Annotated in this window: 23 protein-coding genes and 4 tRNA genes; 22 read left to right on the top strand and 5 right to left on the bottom strand. The window is 38.5% G+C overall.

Annotation, left to right across the window (positions count from 1 at the left end):
- Positions 1-15 precede the first annotated feature (15 nt).
- Positions 16-1,299, bottom strand: a complete 1,284-nt coding sequence (gene hemA, locus AC1M85_RS04505) for a glutamyl-tRNA reductase (protein WP_481597262.1) — start codon at positions 1,297-1,299, stop codon at positions 16-18.
- 76 nt (positions 1,300-1,375) lie between these two features.
- On the opposite strand from hemA, the gene AC1M85_RS04500 reads away from it, so the two are divergent.
- The 11 genes from AC1M85_RS04500 (at position 1,376) to panD (ending at position 7,479) form a co-directional block, all read left to right on the top strand.
- On the top strand, positions 1,376-3,088 hold the full coding sequence (locus tag AC1M85_RS04500; protein WP_481595844.1) for a tetratricopeptide repeat protein: 1,713 nt from the start codon (positions 1,376-1,378) through the stop codon (positions 3,086-3,088).
- 6 nt (positions 3,089-3,094) lie between these two features.
- Positions 3,095-3,679 carry a lipoprotein insertase outer membrane protein LolB gene (lolB, locus tag AC1M85_RS04495; protein ID WP_488213627.1) on the top strand — a complete coding sequence of 195 codons (585 nt, stop codon included), beginning with the start codon at positions 3,095-3,097 and terminating at the stop codon, positions 3,677-3,679.
- 12 nt (positions 3,680-3,691) lie between these two features.
- On the top strand, positions 3,692-4,522 hold the full coding sequence (gene ispE, locus AC1M85_RS04490) for a 4-(cytidine 5'-diphospho)-2-C-methyl-D-erythritol kinase (protein WP_035269285.1): 831 nt from the start codon (positions 3,692-3,694) through the stop codon (positions 4,520-4,522).
- Between the two features lie 5 nt (positions 4,523-4,527).
- Positions 4,528-4,602: transfer RNA gene (locus tag AC1M85_RS04485), tRNA-Gln, on the top strand.
- 31 nt (positions 4,603-4,633) lie between these two features.
- Positions 4,634-4,708: transfer RNA gene (locus AC1M85_RS04480), tRNA-Gln, on the top strand.
- 19 nt (positions 4,709-4,727) lie between these two features.
- A tRNA-Gln gene (locus AC1M85_RS04475) sits at positions 4,728-4,802 on the top strand.
- A gap of 91 nt (positions 4,803-4,893) precedes the next feature.
- Positions 4,894-4,968 (top strand) — tRNA-Gln (locus tag AC1M85_RS04470).
- A gap of 36 nt (positions 4,969-5,004) precedes the next feature.
- Positions 5,005-5,958, top strand: a complete 954-nt coding sequence (locus AC1M85_RS04465; protein WP_035269283.1) for a ribose-phosphate pyrophosphokinase — start codon at positions 5,005-5,007, stop codon at positions 5,956-5,958.
- A gap of 98 nt (positions 5,959-6,056) precedes the next feature.
- Positions 6,057-6,353, top strand: coding sequence for a 50S ribosomal protein L25 (gene rplY / locus AC1M85_RS04460; protein ID WP_035269282.1), 297 nt, complete (start codon positions 6,057-6,059; stop codon positions 6,351-6,353).
- A 19-nt stretch (positions 6,354-6,372) separates the two neighbouring features.
- Entirely contained in the window at positions 6,373-6,951 is a 579-nt protein-coding gene (gene pth / locus AC1M85_RS04455; protein WP_488213626.1) for an aminoacyl-tRNA hydrolase, read from the top strand.
- A gap of 147 nt (positions 6,952-7,098) precedes the next feature.
- A complete protein-coding gene (gene panD / locus AC1M85_RS04450; protein WP_035269276.1) occupies positions 7,099-7,479 on the top strand; it encodes an aspartate 1-decarboxylase in 381 nt (126 codons plus the stop codon).
- Positions 7,480-7,537: 58 nt separating this feature from the next.
- Here panD and AC1M85_RS04445 read toward each other — a convergent pair whose 3' ends face one another.
- Entirely contained in the window at positions 7,538-8,044 is a 507-nt protein-coding gene (locus AC1M85_RS04445) for a DUF1289 domain-containing protein (protein WP_488213625.1), read from the bottom strand.
- Positions 8,045-8,135: 91 nt separating this feature from the next.
- On the opposite strand from AC1M85_RS04445, the gene trhO reads away from it, so the two are divergent.
- The 3 genes from trhO to AC1M85_RS04430 all read left to right on the top strand — a co-directional run bounded on the left by trhO (position 8,136) and on the right by AC1M85_RS04430 (position 10,281).
- A complete protein-coding gene (trhO, locus tag AC1M85_RS04440; RefSeq protein ID WP_035270894.1) occupies positions 8,136-9,068 on the top strand; it encodes an oxygen-dependent tRNA uridine(34) hydroxylase TrhO in 933 nt (310 codons plus the stop codon).
- Between the two features lie 195 nt (positions 9,069-9,263).
- Positions 9,264-9,605, top strand: coding sequence for a hypothetical protein (locus AC1M85_RS04435; RefSeq protein WP_488213624.1), 342 nt, complete (start codon positions 9,264-9,266; stop codon positions 9,603-9,605).
- 91 nt (positions 9,606-9,696) lie between these two features.
- Positions 9,697-10,281, top strand: a complete 585-nt coding sequence (locus tag AC1M85_RS04430) for a DedA family protein (RefSeq protein WP_051586650.1) — start codon at positions 9,697-9,699, stop codon at positions 10,279-10,281.
- 26 nt (positions 10,282-10,307) lie between these two features.
- Here AC1M85_RS04430 and AC1M85_RS04425 read toward each other — a convergent pair whose 3' ends face one another.
- On the bottom strand, positions 10,308-10,832 hold the full coding sequence (locus AC1M85_RS04425; protein WP_179997742.1) for a YecA/YgfB family protein: 525 nt from the start codon (positions 10,830-10,832) through the stop codon (positions 10,308-10,310).
- A 66-nt stretch (positions 10,833-10,898) separates the two neighbouring features.
- Entirely contained in the window at positions 10,899-11,105 is a 207-nt protein-coding gene (locus AC1M85_RS04420; protein ID WP_092766845.1) for a PA3496 family putative envelope integrity protein, read from the bottom strand.
- Positions 11,106-11,456: 351 nt separating this feature from the next.
- Here AC1M85_RS04420 and rpoD point away from each other — a divergent pair, with 351 nt between their 5' ends.
- From rpoD to AC1M85_RS04385, 7 genes are all read left to right on the top strand, one after another.
- Complete coding sequence (gene rpoD / locus AC1M85_RS04415) at positions 11,457-13,340, top strand: RNA polymerase sigma factor RpoD (protein WP_035270672.1); 1,884 nt, start codon at positions 11,457-11,459, stop codon at positions 13,338-13,340.
- A gap of 127 nt (positions 13,341-13,467) precedes the next feature.
- The gene (locus AC1M85_RS04410) at positions 13,468-13,755 is read left to right on the top strand and encodes a YbeD family protein (RefSeq protein ID WP_488213850.1); all 288 of its coding nucleotides are present in this window, start codon (positions 13,468-13,470) and stop codon (positions 13,753-13,755) included.
- Positions 13,756-13,884: 129 nt separating this feature from the next.
- Positions 13,885-14,541, top strand: coding sequence for a lipoyl(octanoyl) transferase LipB (gene lipB / locus AC1M85_RS04405; RefSeq protein WP_035267889.1), 657 nt, complete (start codon positions 13,885-13,887; stop codon positions 14,539-14,541).
- A gap of 77 nt (positions 14,542-14,618) precedes the next feature.
- Positions 14,619-15,152, top strand: a complete 534-nt coding sequence (locus AC1M85_RS04400; protein WP_035267888.1) for a hypothetical protein — start codon at positions 14,619-14,621, stop codon at positions 15,150-15,152.
- A 2-nt stretch (positions 15,153-15,154) separates the two neighbouring features.
- Positions 15,155-16,339 (top strand): iron-containing alcohol dehydrogenase, encoded by a 1,185-nt coding sequence (locus AC1M85_RS04395; protein WP_488213623.1) that lies wholly within the window; start codon positions 15,155-15,157, stop codon positions 16,337-16,339.
- A gap of 267 nt (positions 16,340-16,606) precedes the next feature.
- Positions 16,607-18,001, top strand: a complete 1,395-nt coding sequence (locus tag AC1M85_RS04390) for an APC family permease (RefSeq protein WP_035267885.1) — start codon at positions 16,607-16,609, stop codon at positions 17,999-18,001.
- Positions 18,002-18,308: 307 nt separating this feature from the next.
- A complete protein-coding gene (locus AC1M85_RS04385) occupies positions 18,309-19,826 on the top strand; it encodes an outer membrane protein transport protein (protein WP_488213622.1) in 1,518 nt (505 codons plus the stop codon).
- Between the two features lie 37 nt (positions 19,827-19,863).
- Here the strand turns inward: AC1M85_RS04385 and AC1M85_RS04380 are convergent, their stop codons facing one another.
- A complete protein-coding gene (locus AC1M85_RS04380) occupies positions 19,864-20,316 on the bottom strand; it encodes a hypothetical protein (protein ID WP_481593095.1) in 453 nt (150 codons plus the stop codon).
- A 167-nt stretch (positions 20,317-20,483) separates the two neighbouring features.
- On the opposite strand from AC1M85_RS04380, the gene AC1M85_RS04375 reads away from it, so the two are divergent.
- Positions 20,484-21,563 carry a hypothetical protein gene (locus tag AC1M85_RS04375; RefSeq protein WP_488213621.1) on the top strand — a complete coding sequence of 360 codons (1,080 nt, stop codon included), beginning with the start codon at positions 20,484-20,486 and terminating at the stop codon, positions 21,561-21,563.
- Positions 21,564-21,588 lie beyond the last annotated feature (25 nt).

Raw genomic sequence — 21,588 nt, 5'->3', positions numbered from 1 at the left:
GGTCAGTGACCGCTTTTATTTTTTTAGTTTTCGCTGAGCACTAAAAATATCTTCTAAATGTTCTTTAATCGTTTCATAGACATCAGGATTTTCATCTTTAGCGACTTCTCTGAGTAAGATGGATGTAGGATGTAATAGCTTTTGCGTCAAACGATGCGCCATTTCCTGCATGACAATGGCTGCATCATCGCCAGAGGCTAAACGATCTAATGCATGCTCTAATTCAAATGCTTTAACTTTATCTCCATGAGCACGATACTCACTAATTGTCGCTCCAGCTTGTGAAACTTTCTGCTGAGTCACCAATTGTGTTGCTAGTTGATTGACCATCACTTCAGCTTCAACAGCGGCTTGGCGTCGCTGCGCTAAGTTTTCATCAATAACACCTTGAAGATCGTCCACCCCATAAAGGTAAACACCATCCAAACTTTCAGCCTTAGATTCAATATCGCGAGGAACAGCCAAATCCACCATCAACATTTGACGGTAACGACGTTTTTTTAGTGCTGACTTAACATCTTGATAGGAAATGACCTGATGTAAACTTCCTGTACAACTTGAAATCACATCAGCGCGATGTAAATTTTGAGCTAAATCAACAAAAGGAATAATTTCTACCGCAACACGATGTGATATTTCTTGCGCTAAAAGTTCCGCCCGTTCCTGACCACGGTTACAAATTAAAATTTTAGCAACGCCCATTTCAGCTAAGTGCTTTGCAACCAAGCTATTCATTTCACCTGCTGCAACCACCATAACGGTTAATTGTTCAGGCTTACTAAAAACTTGTAGTGCTAACTGTGCTACCGCATACCCCATGGATACAGCATGACTACCGACCGCTGTTTCTGAACGCACTTTCTTAGCAGCATAAAATGCATATTCAAAAATACGATTTAAATTTTGTGAAACAACTTCAGACTCTTTTGCTAAATTAAGTGCAGACTTCACTTGCCCCATAATCTGAGGCTCTCCAAGCATGAGTGAATCTAATCCTGATGCAACACGCATCAAATGTGTCACAGCATCTGTATTTTCATAACGGTAAATATGATTTTGTAATTGTTTTACATCAATGCCATTTTTTTGAGCGAGCCAATCTAATACCATCTCCGCATTATCAGCGATGGCGTAGACTTCAGTACGATTACAGGTTGACACCACAACCATATCGTTCAGCTGGTCATGGTGACTTTGTTCAGCCAACAATAGTTTTAACTTTTCAGGGTTAAAAGCAACTTGCTCTCGTAATTCAACTGAGGCTGTTTGATGGTTGACACCCAATGCAAAGAAAGACATATCAGATCATCAATTGGCTAAATTTATGCTATTGTGCAATAACGGTGTCATAAAAAGCAGTACTTGGATAAAAAAATTGCGTCAAACAATGAGCCGCACAACCGGCATGACAATTCGACAGTATTCTACCACACTCTTGTTAGTGAGTAGCATGACTTACAGTGCTCATATTAGAGCATCTGGAGAATTTTACCATGCCAATTTAAATCATAAAGTTTTACAACAGGCTATGGTTGCAGAATTTGCTTTAGCTGCACATGACACACCGACTGCTTTACACAACTATACCGTACTTGCAATCCAAACCAGTTCAACAGCTTTAAAACAACGTGCACTTAACGTCGCACTCGAACAAAACGACTTACAAGCCGCTTTAGATATTGCAACCCATTGGGTCGTGCAAGAACCCAAAGATGTACCTGCAAAATTCTATCTTGCGCATATCGCATTAAAGTCACACGAATATGAACTTGCTGCTGATGTGCTCGATGATATTTTAAATTTAGATCCTGAATCAGATTTAGAACAAATTCTTGAAGGAATTTCTCCGGAATCCCCTGAGGATCGAGCATATTTATTAAACACTTTGCGTAATAGTAAAACGCGTAACAATCCTTCAATTCTCGTTTTGATTGCGAGTTTACAAGCACAAAATAATGAAATCGAAAATGCCTTAATTACTTTAAATAAAGCATTAAAAAAACGCCCCAAATCAACAGGGTTTATCTTACTGAAAGCAAACTTACTCATGGCTTTAGGCGACGAAGAAGAGACGCTAAAATGGTTTGAAAAAAGTGCTCGTAAAAATCGTAATAATTTAGAGCTCAGTCTGGCTGAAATCCGCTACTTAATTAAACTGAATAAAAATGAACAGGCGTTAAGCAAATTAAAACGCATCATAAAAAAATGGCCTGATTCGGAAGAAGCTCTTTTTATCGCTGGTCTAACATCAATTGATCTCAAAGAATATGAGCTTGCTGAACAGTATTTGGTCGAACTACGTGCATCTGGACAGTATCAAAATGATGCTTATTTTTATTTGGCATTAAATGCTGAACGAAAACAACATTTTGAAACAGCTAAAGCTTATTATCGACTTGTAGATGGTAATTTATATATGGTTTCTAGACGAAATCTAATTTCAATCTATGACAAACAAAATCGCTTAAGTGATGCGCTGCGCTTTCTGACTCAGGAACGGGTGAATTACCCCCAACATGCGAGTTTCTTATATCAAGCACAAGCTGAAATACTCAAAAAAATGGGCAATAACAAAGCTGCCTTGGGCTTACTCAAAGAAGCGGCTAAAAATTTAACTGATGACCCTGAAATTTTATATTCTCAAGTCTTATTACTTGATCCATTTACGGATCGCGATCAATTAGATGAATTGCTTAAAAAATTACTCACGATCGAACCCAATAGTCCAACATATCTGAATGCGTATGCATATACTCTGGCGTTGCAAAATCGTCGTTTAGATGAGGCGAGACAATATGCCGAACAAGCTTTAGACAATGCCCCAGAACAGGCATCTATCTTAGATACCTTAGGCTATATCTGCTTTCTTCAAAACGATTTTGACACTTCCACCCGTGTACTTGCGAAAGCATATCAACTCAGCCAAAGTCCAAATATCGGCATTCGATATGCTAAATCGCTTTATATGCTGGGTTCACTGGAAGAATTTAGCCAAGTGTTACATCAACTCCATAAAAATCATCCAAATCATCCTCAATTGGATCAACTCGATAGTTTATTGTTGCCACAAAATATCAAAAAGAGTTAATACTGTATGATCTTAAATTTAAAATCATTATTGCTGATTGCCACAAGTAGCGCACTTCTTGGGTTAACTGGCTGTCAAGCAATTCAAACTCAACCATCACCGCCAACAACGCAAAACCTTGAACAATCAAATCAATTTAATCTTCAGGGTAAAATTGGCGTCAAGACCCCCAAGCAATCAGGCAGTGCTTTTTTTACTTGGCAACAGCAAGATGAACAGTTTGATATCGAGTTAAGCGGAATTCTTGGAGTCGGTAAAACTCAAATCTCAGGTCAACCTGGTCAAGTGACACTGAACAGTGCCAAAACTGGTGAAATTACAGCCAACTCACCTGAAGAGTTATTGTTTCGTGCAACAGGTTGGGAAGCACCAATTACTTATTTAGTCGATTGGGTACAAGCTAAGCAAGCGACTGAAGAAGCTGAAATTCAAAAAGACGAATCAATGCGAATCAGTAAAATTAAAGAACAAGGTTGGCATATTCAATTATCTTACAACGGTCAATCTACACAACCAAACCGTTTGATTTTAAAGCAACAACTTGAAGATGGAACTGAAAATCGTATTACAATGGTAATTCAAAATCGTTAAGTTTGATTATTTATGATTCGTGTACCCTCCCCTGCAAAACTGAATTTGTTTTTACACATTACGGGGCGCCGTGAAAATGGTTACCATGAGTTGCAAACTATTTTTCAGTTGATAGATCTTTGTGATTGGATGGAATTCACTCCAATCTCTAACCAATCTATCTCCATTTCAGGCCTATCAGAAGTAAGTCTTGAACAAAATTTGATTTATCGTGCAATGATGATGCTGAAACCCTATGCCAAAAGTGAAAAATTAGGCATTCATGTCAACATCGAAAAAAATATACCGATGGGTGCAGGACTCGGTGGTGGCTCTTCAAATGCGGCTACCGCGTTATTAATCATGAATCAACTTTGGCAATGTGGCTTAAATCGTGATCAATTAGCAGAAATTGGTGTACAACTGGGTGCTGATGTTCCCATCTTCATCCATGGTCGTAATGCATGGGCAGAAGGTATTGGTGAACACTTAACATTCATAGACTTAGATCAAAAACAATACATTGTGTTAAAACCTGACTGTTTTATCAGCACTCAACTGCTTTTTTCACAAAAATCGTTGACAAGAGACACGAAGACCTCTAAATTTTGCGCCTATCAGATAAAGCCATCTGATTTCAGAAATAACTTTGAACCTCTGGCAAGAAGTCTATATGCTGAAGTCGATGAAGCAATGCAATATTTAGATCAGTTCGGTGTTGCAAAACTTACAGGTACAGGTGCTTGTGTTTTTACTGAAGTAACGACTGAAATGAACATTGATGACATTCTTGCTCATTCACCTTGTAAAGCTTACTTAGTGAATAGTTTAGAACAATCACCATTGAATCAAATCATCGTTTAAATGATAGGGGCGTCGCCAAGTGGTAAGGCAGCGGGTTTTGATCTCGCCATCCGTTGGTTCGAATCCAGCCGCCCCTGCCATCATTTTCACCTGTAAGATGTATCGTGTTTTAGGGGCGTCGCCAAGTGGTAAGGCAGCGGGTTTTGATCTCGCCATCCGTTGGTTCGAATCCAGCCGCCCCTGCCATTAAACACAACATCGATTTAGGGGCGTCGCCAAGTGGTAAGGCAGCGGGTTTTGATCTCGCCATCCGTTGGTTCGAATCCAGCCGCCCCTGCCAATTTAGTTCAAAAAGACAGAACATTGGTATCATGAGTTGAGTCAAACAATCTTGACAAACCCATATAAAACCATTAAAGTTCTGCCGCATTAGGGGCGTCGCCAAGTGGTAAGGCAGCGGGTTTTGATCTCGCCATCCGTTGGTTCGAATCCAGCCGCCCCTGCCATCTCATTCTATACATTTCAACCGCCAAGGGTGCTTCATGCCCAATCTTGTCGTTTTTAGTGGAACTGCGCATCCACAATTCGCCCAAAAAGTCGTTAGCCACTTGCATATCCCTCTAGGTGCTGCATCTGTAGGTCAATTCTCTGATGGTGAAATCGCTGTCGAAATCACTGAGAATGTCCGTGGTAAAGACGTATTCATCGTTCAGCCTACTTGTGCTCCAACTAATGATAACCTTATGGAAATCTTAGTAATGGCAGATGCATTGCGTCGTGCAAGTGCTGGTCGTATCACTGCTGTGATTCCTTATTTCGGTTATGCTCGCCAAGACCGTCGTCCTCGTTCTTCACGTGTTCCAATTACTGCAAAAGTAGTAGCAGATATGCTAACAACTGTAGGTATTGACCGTGTTGTGATGATCGATCTTCATGCTGACCAAATTCAAGGTTTCTTCGACATCCCTGTAGACAACATTTACGGTACGCCAGCGCTTTTAGCTGACTTACGTCAACAGTCTCATGACAACCTTATGGTTGTTTCGCCAGACGTTGGTGGTGTTGTTCGTGCTCGTGCTGTTGCGAAACAAATGGGCGATATCGATTTAGCTATCATCGACAAACGTCGTCAAAAAGCAAATGAATCACAAGTGATGCATTTGATTGGTGATGTTAAAGATCGCGACTGTGTGATCGTTGATGACATGGTTGATACAGCTGGTACTTTATGTAAAGCCGCTGATGCATTGAAGACTTTTGGTGCGCGTCGTGTCGTAGCATATGCTACTCACCCTGTTTTATCTGGTAAAGCGATCGAGAATTTGAAAAACTCTGTTATCGACGAACTTGTTGTAACAGATACAATTCCGCTTTCAGAAGAAGCTTTAGCTCTTGGTAAGATTCGCCAAGTTTCAGTTGCGAGTATGGTTGCTGAAACAATTCGTCGTATTAACAACGAAGAATCTATTAGCGCAATGTTTGATTCTTATCTATAATAGAGCGCTAAAATTTTAAAGCCCTGCCTTTTGGTAGGGCTTTCTATCACTAGATCGGTCGCAGATCTAGTTCACTTAACTTAAATAGGATGTCTCTCATGGCAAACTTCGTATTAAATGCAGTAGCACGTGAAGAAGCAGTACAAGGGAAAGGTGCGAGCCGCCGCCTTCGTCTTCAATCTAAAGTTCCTGCTATCATCTATGGTGGTGATGCTGCACCTGTAGCAATTACACTTGAGCTTCGTCAGCTTGTTAAATACTTAGAAGACAACGCTTTCTTTGAAGAAGTAATTGAAATTGATGTTGATGGTAAAGTTGAAAGCGTTAAAATCCAAGCTTTACAACGTCACCCAGCTAAAAACACTCCAATGCACGCTGACTTCAAACGCGCATAAGTGTTGATGGTGTAAATTAGTGTCTCATATTTCACTGATTGTTGGTTTGGGCAACCCTGGTAAAGAGTATGCTCAAACCCGCCATAATGCAGGCTTCTGGTATGTAGAACGTCTTGCAGAACAATATGGCATAACACTTAAAAATGACCCTAAGTTTAATGGATTAAGTGGTCGCGGTAATGTAGAAGGACAAGATGTTCGACTTTTATTACCTTCAACCTTTATGAACCGTTCTGGTCAAAGTGTTGTACCCTTCGCAAAATTCTACCAAATCTCTCCAGAAGCAATGCTTATTGCTCACGATGAACTTGATATGGATCCAGGTATCATTCGCCTCAAAACGGGTGGTGGTCATGGTGGTCATAACGGTTTACGTGACATTGTTCCTCATACTGGCCCTAACTTCCATCGTTTACGTATTGGAATTGGACACCCTGGATCAAAAGACCGTGTATCAGGTCATGTTCTAGGTAAAGCACCCTCAAGTGAACAAACGCTCATTGACGATGCAATTCATTACGCACTAAGTCGTACAAAATTATTAGTGAGTGGTGAAATTCAGCAGGCAATGAATCAAATAAATGCCTACAAGCCGTAGTTGATAAATTTAATTTTTGTTCAACAATTTTTCTTGCCACGATGAAAATTTGAGGGCAAAATGCGCTTTCAAATGCTTCACCCAAATTAAAAAACTGTTGTTTCTAGATAATAAAACAATCTTAGAACAACTCAGGAGACGCTTCCCATGCTATCTCGTTTATTAAAAGCTAAAATCCACCGTGCAGTTGTAACACAAGCTGAACTTCATTATGAAGGTTCATGTGCAATTGATGGTGTATTACTAGATTTAGCTGGTATTCGTGAATATGAAGAAATTCATATTTGGAATGTAACTAATGGCAAGCGTTTTACAACTTACGCAATCCGTGGTGAAGAAAACTCAGGCATTATTTCTGTAAATGGTGGTGCTGCTCACCAAGCAGATTTAGGTGACATTATTATTATCGCGACTTTCGGTGATTTTACTGTTGCAGAAGCTGATGCACATAAACCACGTTTGGTTTATGCAAATCCAGATAACACTGTGAATCACACAGCAAATTGTATTCCTGTCCAAGTTGCTTAATGATTGACTAAAAACTCGCTTACTTTAGCGAGTTTTTTTATAACAAATTATCATAGAATTACTCTTCATCCACCAACTGCAAGCTCTGGCTAATCCCATCTGCTCTTAGCCAAGCTAATTCATAACTGGCATTCGCCAAAGCCAATACCCGACGTTCAAACTCAGTCCAGATCGGTTTAACATGTGGAGCTGAAATACCTAAACCACTCTGCTCTGCTAAATGCTTGTTTTTTTCGCAAATTTTAAGCGCATGATATAATTTTCGGCCTTTTGAAGCATTCTCCAATACTCGGATTCTTTTTGATTCAATGAATTTTTCCACCTCAGAAAGTTGAGCATGAGGAAGCATTGGAACCAAAATTTGATTCAGTTGTTGATCTAAACGTTTCCAAATACTCAGTCGTTGTTCCTCATTATAAGTATTCCATTGAATTACTTCGTGATTAAAACGTCGACAACCACGACATACCGCATCACCAAACACTGTTGAACAACGTCCCGCACATGGTGTTAATGATGGGATTCGACGCGCTGTATTCAAAATATTTTCCTCATATAAAACCATAAATTTTCTATGGCTTTCTCGCATATTTTCAAAAATCGCGTTAGAATACGCGCCTGATTTTATCCCTATATTAATACATTTGGAGTACTCCATGAACGCTACTGTAGAACAGCTTGCACCTGTAGAACAGCAAGCGACCACTGGTTGGGTTGTTGCGGCACTTTATCAATTTAAAGAGGTTGAAGATTCTCTAGCACTTCAACAAAAATTACTTGAGTTGGTAAAAACCATCAACCTATGCGGTACTCTTATTGTTGCCCATGAAGGGATTAACGGAACAGTTGCAGGTGACCGTCATGCAATTGATGTCATTCATCAATTCCTTTTAAATGAAGGATTTAATGATATGGAATATAAAGAGTCACACAGTGACGAAAAACCATTCCGTAAAATGAAAATCAAACATAAAAAAGAAATCGTGACTTTAGGTGTTCCAGTGAAGCCACGCGACTTAGTTGGTCACTATCTAGACCCTAAAGAATGGAACGAACTCATTGCACGTGATGACGTGATCTTAGTCGATACAAGAAATGATTACGAATACAAAGCAGGCACATTCAAAGGGGCAATTGATCCAAAAACTGAAACGTTCCGCGAATTCCCTGAATATGTAAAAAACAATCTTGAACAGCATAAAGATAAAAAGATTGCCATGTTTTGTACAGGCGGGATTCGTTGTGAAAAATCAACTTCACTACTTCTTCAAGAAGGCTTTAAAGAGGTATATCACCTCAAAGGTGGTATTCTTAAATATTTAGAAGAAACCCCTCCTGAAGAAAGTTTATGGGAAGGTGAATGCTTTGTTTTTGATGGTCGTACTGCGGTTACACACGGAGTGGAAGAAGGTCAAAATGTGAAGTGCCATGCTTGTGGTTGGCCATTAACCCCTGAAGAAGTAGCATTACCAAGTTACGAACATGGCGTATCATGTGTTTATTGTATCGATAAAACAACAGAAAAGCAGAAAGAAGGATTCCGTATGCGCCAGTCTCAGATTATTGCGGCAAAACGTAAACGCCTATAAATAAAAAATATTTTATTTAACTTACAAAAGCGTTGTCTACATTACAGTGTAGATGACGCTTTTTACATTGAACAAACAAAATTTCAATTCTGCTATATCACCATTACAAAGTTATTTTAGAACAACACAAAACACATGAAGTCATTCAGATAAATTTAATACGAAGGAAATAAATTTAGCTCAAGGATGAAAGTCATGAATCGAGTGCCATTCAAATATCTTCCTGTTCGACGGAATTTTGCTCACCATAATCATTTAGATCGTGTATCAGCTGTACCGACACATTTAAAATTTACATATATCGATTCACATAATTCTGGTGTTAAATTGCATATACGTAACCAATCCCATTATTTTATCGTAACGTTAGGTGCTTGTATCGGCGCAATTATTGCTTTAGCAATCGGTTTTCAGATGAGAAATTCAATGAGTCTTATCTTCATCATCAGCATAGCTCCCCTTCTCGTCAGCTATATCCTACGAGAAGTCTATGTTCATACACTTATACAAATTCAACATCCTGAATTAATGCATTAACTTAATTTCACTGTATTTTTTCCTAAAAACATCTAGCATAGGTTTAACTTTAAAATACAAATCACTTATGAAAGATTGGATCATTTCAGTGATGGAGCAATTGGGCTATTTCGGCATTGCTCTATTGATGTTTCTCGATAATGTGTTTCCACCAATACCCTCTGAGATTATTATGCCTTCAGCTGGCTATACCGCTTCTCAGGGTCAATTACTTTTGATCGGTGTCATTATTTCAGGAAGTATAGGTTCGCTCTTAGCTGCCGCTACGCTGTATTGGTTAGGACGTAAGATCTCTGATCAAAAGCTCTATGCATTCGTTGATAAATATGGAAAGTATTTATTTATTAAAGTAGCTGATGTTGATAAATCATTAGAATGGTTTGAAAGATATGGACATCGAATCGTTTTTTTTGGACGTATGGTTCCAGCAGTACGATCTCTGATTAGCATACCTGCAGGCATGAGCAAAATGCCTTTTGCAAAGTTTATGTTTTATAGTGGTTTAGGCACGATTATATGGACTACCTTTTTAGCATATGTGGGTTATTATTTTGGAAATAATACTGAAATGATGCACAAAATATTTAGCCAAGTCAGCTATCTAATTATTGCTATTGTGATCAGCATAATCATTTGGATTGTGTACCGCAGACAAAAAAGAAAGCACTCAAAATAAAAAAAGCACCTTACGGTGCTTTTTAATTAGTTCGGCGTGTGATACATCAAATACAATTCATTCAAGTTATCTGGAATTTCTTCTGCAAGCTCATCCATCAATTGACCGTTACGGCGGAAAGACTCCATTTGAGGATCTTCTTCGTCAACTCCACTAAACACCATGATTGGTAGAGTGAGATCAACCAATTGCTCTTCAAACTCAGGTGTGAACCATGCATCTTCATTTAAGAACATTGCATCGACAAAGCCTACACTCCAATCCCCAAGGCTTGACTCTACATCTGCTTCTTCAATTTCAAAAGGAAATTCAATACCTTCTTCATTGGCAAGTTTTTGACGTAAATCTTCTAACCAAAGTTTAATTTGAGCTACGATCTCTGCAGGCACTTTCTTTTGATTATTGTCAAATAACTCATCCAACCAACGATCAAATTGAGGACCTACAGCTGTCGCACACAAAAAACCATGAGTTGCAGCAAAATCTAGACCATGCTCATTTTGGTCGCCATCTAAGTAGTCACTTAACAAGTCTAAATCTAATGCACTCATTGTATTTCCAAAGGTTGTATCTTAATTCCGTAGAATAACATTTTAGATCAGGATACCCAATCTAATTTAGTCTTCATCATCGTCGAAATCATCATCGTCAAAATCATATTCAAGATCTTTCAATTCACGATCTAAACGACGCTGTGCAAGTAAGTCATCAATCAAGCGACGCTTTTCTAATGATTCTTTGGCGCTAATTTTGCTCGTAGTTTCATCAAAACTAACATCATCATCACCGTAGTTATCATCTAGTTCAAAATCTGTAGAAGACACTAAAACTACCTCATGTGTGAAAAAATGAATGGGGCTAGGCGCTATTTATCTTTGTTCAGAATACTTGTCAAGTTTTATTTTATTTTTCGCTGATATTTATACAAATTTTAGTTTATTTTGGACAAAAAAATATGTCATTATTTAATCAAGGATCAAATCCTTATTGCTGGTTTAAAATAAAAAGCATGATGTGCTTGAAATGAACAATTTTGACCCAATATTGACTTAAATAGCTTAATTCATTGGTTTTCAAAACCAATTATACTGAGTTAATACCATACTAAAGATAAGTTAATTGTGCTAGAATGCACGGTTTTTCCCCGCCACAGATTCAACGAGAAGAGAGCAAAGATGAGCGATATGCATTCCCCTACTTCACAAGTAGCGGCTCTGATTAGCCGAGGCAAAGAACAAGGTTACTTAACCTACGCTGAGGTTAACGATCATCTCCCAGACTCGATCACTGAAAGCGAACAGATTGAAGATATCATTCAGATGCTTCAAGACGTCGGTATTCCTGTACACGAACGTGCGCCAGAATCTGACGATGCAATGTTTGATGGTAGTAGCGCAGAAACGACTGACGAAGTTGCTGAAGAAGAAGCAGCTGCAGTTTTAGCATCTGTAGAAAATGAGCCTGGTCGTACAACTGACCCTGTTCGTATGTATATGCGAGAAATGGGAACAGTTGAACTGTTGACTCGTGAAGGCGAAATTCAGATTGCAAAACGTATCGAAGAAGGTATTCGTGACGTTTTAAACTCAATTGCTTATTGGCCAAATGCGGTTGAAGTTGTATTACAAGAATATAAAGATTACGAAACTGGCGAGCGTCGTTTAGCCGATATCCTTTCAGGCTATTTAGATCCAGAGTCTGATGAAGAAATTCCAGAAGTTTTAGAAGAAGTTGATGCTGATCTTGAAGAAGAAACAGAGACTAAACCAACTAAAGATGTAAAACTTGATGACGATGATGAAGAAGAGTCTGAAAGTGATGATGATTCTGAGGGTGATTCAGGTCCAGACCCTGAAATCGCCAAAGTGCGTTTTGCAGAGCTAGAAGCTGCGTGGAATGCGACTAAAGATGCGATCGCAAAACATGGTCGTAACAGTAAAGAAGGTAAAGCAGCTCTTGAGTCGCTCGCAACCGTCTTTATGATGTTTAAGTTCACACCACGTTTGTTTGACATCATTTCTGAAATGATTCGTGGCACGCATGAACAAATTCGTACAGCAGAACGTGAAGTAATGCGCTACGCAGTTCGTCGTGGTCGTATGGATCGTACTCAATTCCGTACAACGTTCCCTGGTCAAGAATCAAATCCAGCTTGGTTAGATGAGCAAATTGCTAAAGCCACTGCTGACCAAAAACCATACTTAGAGAAAGTACGCCCTGACGTTCTTGCTTTCCAACAAAAAATCGCTGATATCGAAAAAGATCTAGACCTTACTGTACGTGAAATTAAAGATATTTCTAAACGTATGGCGATTGGTGAAGCAAAAGCACGTCGTGCTAAAAAAGAAATGGTTGAGGCGAACTTACGTTTGGTCATCTCCATTGCGAAAAAATATACCAACCGTGGTTTACAGTTCCTCGATCTGATTCAGGAAGGTAACATTGGCTTGATGAAAGCCGTAGATAAGTTTGAATACCGTCGTGGTTATAAGTTCTCGACTTATGCAACTTGGTGGATTCGTCAGGCGATTACTCGTTCAATTGCTGACCAAGCACGTACGATTCGTATCCCTGTACATATGATTGAAACCATTAACAAGATCAACCGCGTATCTCGTCAATTGCTTCAAGAAATGGGACGTGAACCTACGCCTGAAGAGTTAGGTGAACGCCTTGAAATGGATGAAGTCAAAGTTCGTAAAGTGCTTAAGATCGCTAAAGAACCAATTTCGATGGAGACACCGATCGGTGATGATGAAGACTCACATCTTGGTGACTTCATTGAAGATGGTAACATCACTTCACCAGTTGATGCTGCAACTTCAGAAGGCTTGAAAGAAGCAACACGTGAGGTACTTGAAAACCTCACTGAACGTGAAGCTAAAGTCTTGAAGATGCGTTTTGGTATTGATATGCCGACGGACCACACGTTGGAAGAAGTTGGTAAACAGTTTGATGTAACACGCGAACGTATTCGACAGATCGAAGCAAAAGCGTTACGTAAATTACGTCATCCATCGCGTTCTGAACATTTACGCTCGTTCCTTGAGAATGACTAATCTATCCATAGGATAATACAGGCTTGAATATGGGGGACACTCCCCCATAATATAAAGCATGTAGCAAATAATTCTAAATACCTGCGCCTAGCAGGTATTTTTACTAATGAGGTGTCCTATGACTGACATGATCGATCGCACTCCATCACGCGAACTACAAGAACATCTTTGGGTGTTTCCGATGGATTATCCAATTAAATTGATTGGTCTTGCAGGTGAGGATTTATGCAAAGCCGTGAATGACATTTTTGTTAAACATTTCCCTGATTTTGATGGGAATGCAATGACAGTGACACCATCGCGTACAGGCAAGTATCATTCAATTACTGCGCAACTTCGTTTTGAAGAGCTTGAGCAAGTACATCAAGTATATGCAGACTTGGCTGCTTGCCCTTTAATTAAAACTGCACTTTAATAAAAAAACACGCTTCATGCGTGTTTTTTTATGTTTGTTAATTATTCATCAAGTATGTGCCTAGGTCACACTTAATTCAACAATATTGTCTATAATAAAACTCATTTTTGAATGTGAGCCTTAACCTCCGTGGATGTCAAAACCAAACCTCAATTGATTATTCGTCACTATACCCAAACCACTTCTTATGAAGATCGCTTCCAAGAAATGAAGCTGATGACAGAACAGCGTGACGAACAAACAGCAGATGAATTTTGGATTTTGCAGCACAATTCTGTGCTTACCCAAGGACAAGCTGGCAAACCAGAACATATATTAGTGCCTAGCCATATCCCAGTTGTTCAAACTGATCGTGGTGGACAAGTCACTTGGCATGGTCCAGGACAATTAGTTGCATATTTTATGTTTGATTTAAATCGATTAGGCTGGAATGTCCGTACTTTAGTCAGCTATGCAGAAAATGTCATGATCGATTTATTAAAAAAATACGGTATCGAAGCTTATGCTAAACCAGATGCACCTGGTGTTTATGTTGATGGTAGAAAAATTGGATCTCTGGGCTTTAAAATCCGAAAAGGTCGCAGTTATCATGGACTCTCACTTAATATAGATTGTGACCTGGAAGGCTTCCAAACTATTAATCCATGTGGTTATGCAGGTCTTGAAATGGTCAGAATCTCTGATTTGATAAATCCCTACCCAAGTTTTGATATGTTAGTTCAAGACCTCATTGCCTATCTAAAAAAAAGTGACCTGTTCAGTCAAATTATCGTGAATGATCATTAAAACTCCTTTACTTTGTCATTAGATAATTTTAGAGTATTTACTCTAAATTATAAAACTATGTGATAAGGGACAAGTGAGTGATTTCTATTAACTCTGTAAAGCCCGCGCTAGAACAAGCTTATGTCAAACTCATGCTTGACGTGATTGGCAGAGGCTTAGCGATGGCAAGTCAAGTCGATGAAGAAATAAAACAGGAAATTGCTAAATTTCCTGTCGGCTTCACGATTTCAATGGACGTTTTCAACAGTGATGCAGCATTTATTGCACAAGTGAATCCACAACATCAACTTGTCTTAATCGACCATGCATCAAAAAAACCAGATTTAACGATTACCTTTAAACATATGCATCATGCTTTTTTGGTATTTTCTTTCCAAGAAAGTACTGCACAAGCATTTGCAAATGACCGTATGATTGCTGATGGCGATTTAGGTCATGCAATACGTTTAGTGCGTTGTCTGAATAAAATGGAAGCCCTTATTCTTCCAAAATTAGTCGCTGAACTTGCAGTCAAAGAATATCCGGTCAATCTGTCATTAAAAGAAAAATTGACAGGTGCAGCAAATATTTATCTCAAAGTAGCTCAGTCATATATTAAAGGGAGTGCTTAAGCATGGCTAAACCATATTATGAATTTTTCTGTCCAGTTAAAGTGATTGCTGGTAATGCTGCGCTTGAACACATTCCATTTGAGCTAGATTCAATGGGTTCAAAAAAACCACTCATCATCACAGACAAAGGCGTACGTGCCAATGGTCTACTTGAACCAGTGGAAGCTGCTTTTGCAGCGACAGAAGTAAAAATTGGCTCAATTTTTGATGAAGTTCCACCGGACTCAAGTTTAGAAACAGTAAAAGCCGTGACTGAGATGTATCGTAACAATCAATGCGATGCCATCATTGCAATTGGGGGTGGTTCAGTCATCGACACAGCAAAAGCTGCCAATATTCTCGTCTCCGAAGGAGGCGATGATCTGCTGAAATATTCAGGAGCTCACAACCTACCTCGCCCATTAAAGCCTTTTTTTGTTATCCCAACAACATCAGGTACAGGCTCTGAAGTCACGATGGTTGCTGTGGTTTCAGATACAGCGAATAATCAAAAAATGGCATTTGCTTCAAAATATTTAATGCCTAGTGCTGCAATTTTAGATCCACGTATGACTTTAACATTACCTCCACACCTGACAGCAATGACAGGAATGGATGCAATGACACATGCAGTTGAGGCCTATACGTGTTTGGCAGCGAATCCTATCAGTGATGCTTACGCTACTGCTGCAATTAAAAAAATTAGTGAAAACTTGTTTAGAGTTTTGGAAAATCCAAAAGATGCTGATGCCCGTTTAGAACTTGCTCAAGCATCAACCATGGCTGGAATTGCATTCTCAAATGCAATGGTCGGTATTGTTCACTCCCTTGGACACGCTCTAGGTGCAGTTGCTCACTTACCACATGGTTTGTGCATGAACTTATTCCTCCCTTATGTGCTCGATTACAACAAGGATGTGAATGGCGATAAGATTGCTGACCTGTTACTACCGCTTGCAGGTACTGATATCTATGCACAGACACCAGCACATCAACGTGCAGATAAAGCTATTGCGATTATCAACACAATGCGTGATCGCATTTATGATTTAACTAAACTGCCACGTACATTACGTGAGACAGGCAAAGTTACGCAATCTCAATTAGATGAAGTTGCCGAAAAAGCGTTAAATGACGGATCTATCATTTTCAACCCTAAAGAAGCGACATTAAAAGATTTGAAATCTATCTTAGAAAAAGCTTGGTAATTTTCTCAAAATAAGTAAAGATACGCTTAAAACTAGCCTGATGTTTTTTTAGACATCAGGCTTTTCATTTGTTAGTTGTTTTAACTCATGAGTTCAATATCTTTGGCATAAATCCTGCTAAAAAAACTCGCACAAACTACTGACAAACTGCATCAATTTGGTTTAGATTGGCGCACTTTTGAAAAAACATTAGGGGGGATCGTTCGTCTCAAACGATCCTTAATTGATTTGACTGATCCTTGATCAACGATTAAGAGGATAAAGCCGTTGACTAATATAACTGGGACTCAATCGGCAGCTAAACTGCAAAAAACGCTAGGACTCTGGCACATCATTATTATCGGTTTAGCTTATATTCAGCCAATGACGTTGTTTGATACTTTCGGTTTGGTATCAGAAGAAAGTAATTTCCACGTTCCTACATCATATATTTTTGCACTTGTTGCAATCCTACTGACTTCATTGAGTTATGGTCATATGATCCGTAGATATCCATCTTCAGGTTCAGCGTATACCTATGCTCAAAAATCTATCCACCCTAACGTTGGTTTTATGGTTGGCTGGTCATCATGGTTAGATTACCTGCTCTCCCCCATGGTCAACATCATCCTTGCGGTGATTTATCTTGAGGCTTTATTCCCTGATGTCAATCATTGGGTCTGGGTCATTGTGTTAACAGCATTTATGACAGGTATTAACCTTCGTGGTGCGCGATTTGTTGCAAATTTCAACAGCTTAATTGTATTCGTACAATTAATTGTGATCGCTGTATTTACATGGATGGTCTATACCAAGCTCCAAATGGGATATAACGCGGATGGTCCAATCTCTGCTGAACAACGCTACCAACTTTGGAGTTTAGAACCATTTTGGAATGAGTTAACTTCAGTGGGTGCCTTGATCACAGGTGCAACATTACTCTGCTTCTCATTTACAGGATTTGACTCACTCAGTTCTCTCGCTGAAGAAACTAAAGATACTGAGAAAACGCTACCAAAAGCAATTTTCTTAACTGCTTTAATTGCAGGGATTATCTTTATCGTCAGCACTTACTTCATGCAGATCTATTTCCCTAATAATCCGGGATCATACTTCCAGAATATTGCAGAAACTCAACCTGAAATTTTGTTGTTGGTTGGTGGATCTTTGTTCCAGTCTTATGTGCTTGCATTTGCCATCATTACTGTTATGGCATCAGGTATTTCTGCACATGCAGGTGTATCACGCCTTATGTATGTTATGGGACGCGATGGTGTCATCAATAAGAAAATTTTTGGTCACATCAGCCCTAAAAACTTCACTCCATCATATAACATCATGATTGTAGGTGCAGTCGCATTAACCGCTGGTTTTATGGATTTAGACTTTGTCATTTCATTAATTAGCTTCGGTGCGTTAACAGCATTTAGCTTTGTGAACTTATCTGTTATCTCACGCTATGCGTTACGCGATGGTCGTACTAAAACAGCGAAAGAAATTATTAATTTCGTTATCGTACCATTACTCGGCTTTATTGCAGTATTTGCATTGTGGTTAGAGGTCGATCAAGCATCGCTTAAATATGGTTTGATTTGGGCGATTGGTGGTATTTTGTATTTAGGTTATAAAACCAAAGGCTTTAAATACCCTGCTCCACAACATGATGAGTTTAATGATCGTTAAAAATTGATTTTTTAGAAAAGGCGCTTAGGCGCCTTTTTTTATCATGGAAATTGACCAAAATGATCAAACATCAATCAAAATTTATTATTTAAAAAATAAACTCTACATCATAATATGCAGCTTTATTTCAAAATAATGAGACAAATAACACATTTAAACGCAAATACATGAAATTAAATAAAAAATGATTGGCAAAAAATTACATATTTGTCAGGATACTCATTGACCAAAAATTACACGATGTGTATAAAGAGCAAAATATTTGAGTAAAAGCTCTAATAATATTCATTACACAGGGAATGTAATAATGCGTTTGAATACACTTACTGGGGCGATTTTGGTCGCAATGTTTCCAACCGCGGGCGCTTATGCTGCAGCTATGGATCGTTCAGGCCAATCGATGAATGGCTTTTTACAGCCAGGAAACTATGTAGATTTTAGTTACTCAATTTTGGATGCTGATCTTTCAGGAACAATGAGAACTGAACCTTCGGGTCCTGCATCTGCAGGATTAAGAGACCCGAATGGTTGGAATATGCCTACAGCAGATGATATTAATGCAGGTGGGGAAATTGCGGGCTCAAATTTAAGTGATATTGCAGACACGTTCGGATTTGCAAATATTAATTTAAAATTTCAAGTGACTGACAATATTTCATTAGGTTTAATTTATGACCAACCTTTCGGAGCAAAAGCCTCTTATTCAAATTCTGATAAAAAACATTCCAGAGTCAACAGCTCAGGACGATTGCCATTAGGTGACCTTGAATCTGCGACAAAATATGGTGCATTTCACAGTGAGTATGGCAGTACAGAGGCTGAAGTATCGACAAATAGTTTATCTCTAGTCGTAGGCTTCCAACCTAATGAACACCTTAATTTTTATGCAGGCCCAGTTTATCAAACAGTAAAAGGTGATCTTAGTTTACAAGGAACTGCTTACAGTCTATTAGGTGGTTATTTATGTAATTCACAGACTAGTGGTGTAGCACTGTGTAGTACTTTTAAGGAAAAAGGTACAGGTTCAAGAGATCTTCTTGGTCGTGATACAAGAAAAGATTATCAAGGCTATAAAGCAAGTATGCCTGAAGAAGGTGCTTTTGGTTGGCTAGCGGGTGCTGCATTTCAAATTCCTGAAATAGCATTAAGAGCTTCATTAACCTACAGATCAAAAATTTCTTATTCAGTTCAAGCTGAAGAAAGTATGCCTGAAGTGATTACAGATACATTACCTATTGTACATCCAGGGTGGCATATTGTAGATAAAATTGGGGCACTTGGTACCGACTACCAATATGCAGAAGGTAAAACCTCAGCATCAACTCCACAATCAGTTAACCTTGATTTCCAATCAGGTATCATGGCTGATACATTAGCTTATATCAATTTACGTTGGGTAGATTGGTCTGAGTTCAAAATCCGTCCATACAAATTTGGAGTTTTAACTTCTTCGATTACTGAGGGACAAGGTAAAGGACCTCGTGGTTTCGACTTAATCGCTTATGAAAAAGATCAAATATCTGCAACATTCGGTATCGCAAGAAAATTAAATGAAAAACTCGCATTGACCATTATCGGAGGATGGGACTCTGGTGCAGGTGAATATGTTTCTACCTTAGGTCCATCTGAAGGTTTTTGGAGTGCAGGATTAGGTGGTCAGTACAGCTTTAATAAAAATACATTCATTCAAGCGGGTGCACGATATTTTTGGTTAGGTGATGCAAAAGCTCAATCTGCTAGTTGGTTCGGAACCGATCGCTATGATGCAGATTTTAAAAACAATACAGCTATTGGATATAGCTTTAAAATTGGTTACCGTTTCTAGAGTTTAAAAAGCACGGATTTTTCATCCGTGCTTTTTTTTAAATTAATCGACAACTAAAACCTAATTTAGTATCAATTTGATTATCTTTGAATCCCAAATACTCAATAAACCTGTTTCGATCATCCACAATTTTCTGTTCATCTATAGACATACGATGGCGATTTTTTTGCGCTAAAGAATATGTTTCATCTACAGAAGCTTGATATATATGACATAATTCAAGCTGTTTCTTACTTTTTAACACCAAATTTTTTCCTGTCCGCTCGAAATCATTTCGTTTTAACGCCGTACTCCAATTTTCCAAATTTTTGAACATTTTTACTTTCATCTGAGCTAATGCTTGATCGATTTCCTGTTGAGTCAATGGATTAATATTATTTAAATCCGCTTGTTCTTTATTTTCATTTTGTGACATTACTTTAGAGGTCGTCATTCCTGCACAGATGATTACTATAATTCCATAGCTGTATTTTTTAATGTTTTTAATCATACATCCCCGTATCTAATTTATTTCGATAAATTTATGCTCGTATTAGACAACTGATATTTTAAAAAAGCCATTTTAATAATGTAATAGATTGAAATATTAAAGTATTAAGGCATTTTTTTTGCATTATCAATTCACTGATTTAATTATATATTTTTGGTATTGAATTTATGAAAAAAATGTTTCCATTAGGCTGTGCTGGACTAGGCATACAAGCCTCATCATTTGAGCATCCAGTATCTCTTGAAGAACCATCAATAATGGAAAAATTCGACCTACTTGCAGAATCGAGCGTGTGGGATTTTATCGATCACATTCCGACTCATCGTGAAATGATTGATGATTACATTAAAGGGAGTCAAAAATACAATATCCCAGTTTATTCAGGTTACGGATGCTATATTTGGGGAGAACATGAAAAAATATTCAAAGAAAATATCGAGCTTACATGTGCCGTAGGCGCCAAATACCACAACATTATGCTTGCAGCAAAAGACAGTAAATTCAACTATCTTAATGATCAACAAGTTGCTGATGCCTATTTATATTTTTATGAGTATGCCCTAAATAAGGGTATAACCATTACCTTCGAAAATCACGTAGATAATTGGTCTGAAGATTATCGCCGGGTAGAAAGAGTTGCAGCTTTAGTCAATCATCAAGGTATTCCATTTAAAATGGCGATGGACTATAGCCACTGTATTTTCAAAATCGAAAATCCAATCGAATCTTATATCTCATTTCAACATGACCAAGAAGCGATTAGAAAACTTGATCCTTTCAACTGCGATAGTTTTGCAGATGATTGGTTAAATCAAAATTTGGTGCATTGGGGGCAAATACGTCCTGCGGTTCCAAACGGGCCATTAAATACATGGTCCCAAGAATACAGCCCATGGGAAGGTCACGGTCTTAATCGCCCTGGAAGAGGCATTCAATACCCATTTAGGCAGCCACCAAAAAATGCGTGTCCTCATGATGAGTGGCATGCATATAAATTAAGCTGTACCAAAGAGGTCATTCGCAAGATGATTGACCATTATTTAGATCATGAGGATACAAATATTGAAATCATGACCGTGGATAATATTAATTTGTGGTCCTATGGTTTGGGTTGGAAATATAATATGTTTGCAGATAGCTGCGAAGTAGCACGCTATATCAGACAAATATATGCGGAAAGAGCATCAATTCATCATGCTAAAAAAGGACTAAGTTCTGAGGACTTTATCAATCAATATCGCTCATAAATCATTAAAATAATTAAAAAAAGCA

The organism is Acinetobacter sp. 24-47-64 (assembly GCF_057737055.1).
This window is presented reverse-complemented; position numbering and strand designations above follow the sequence as displayed.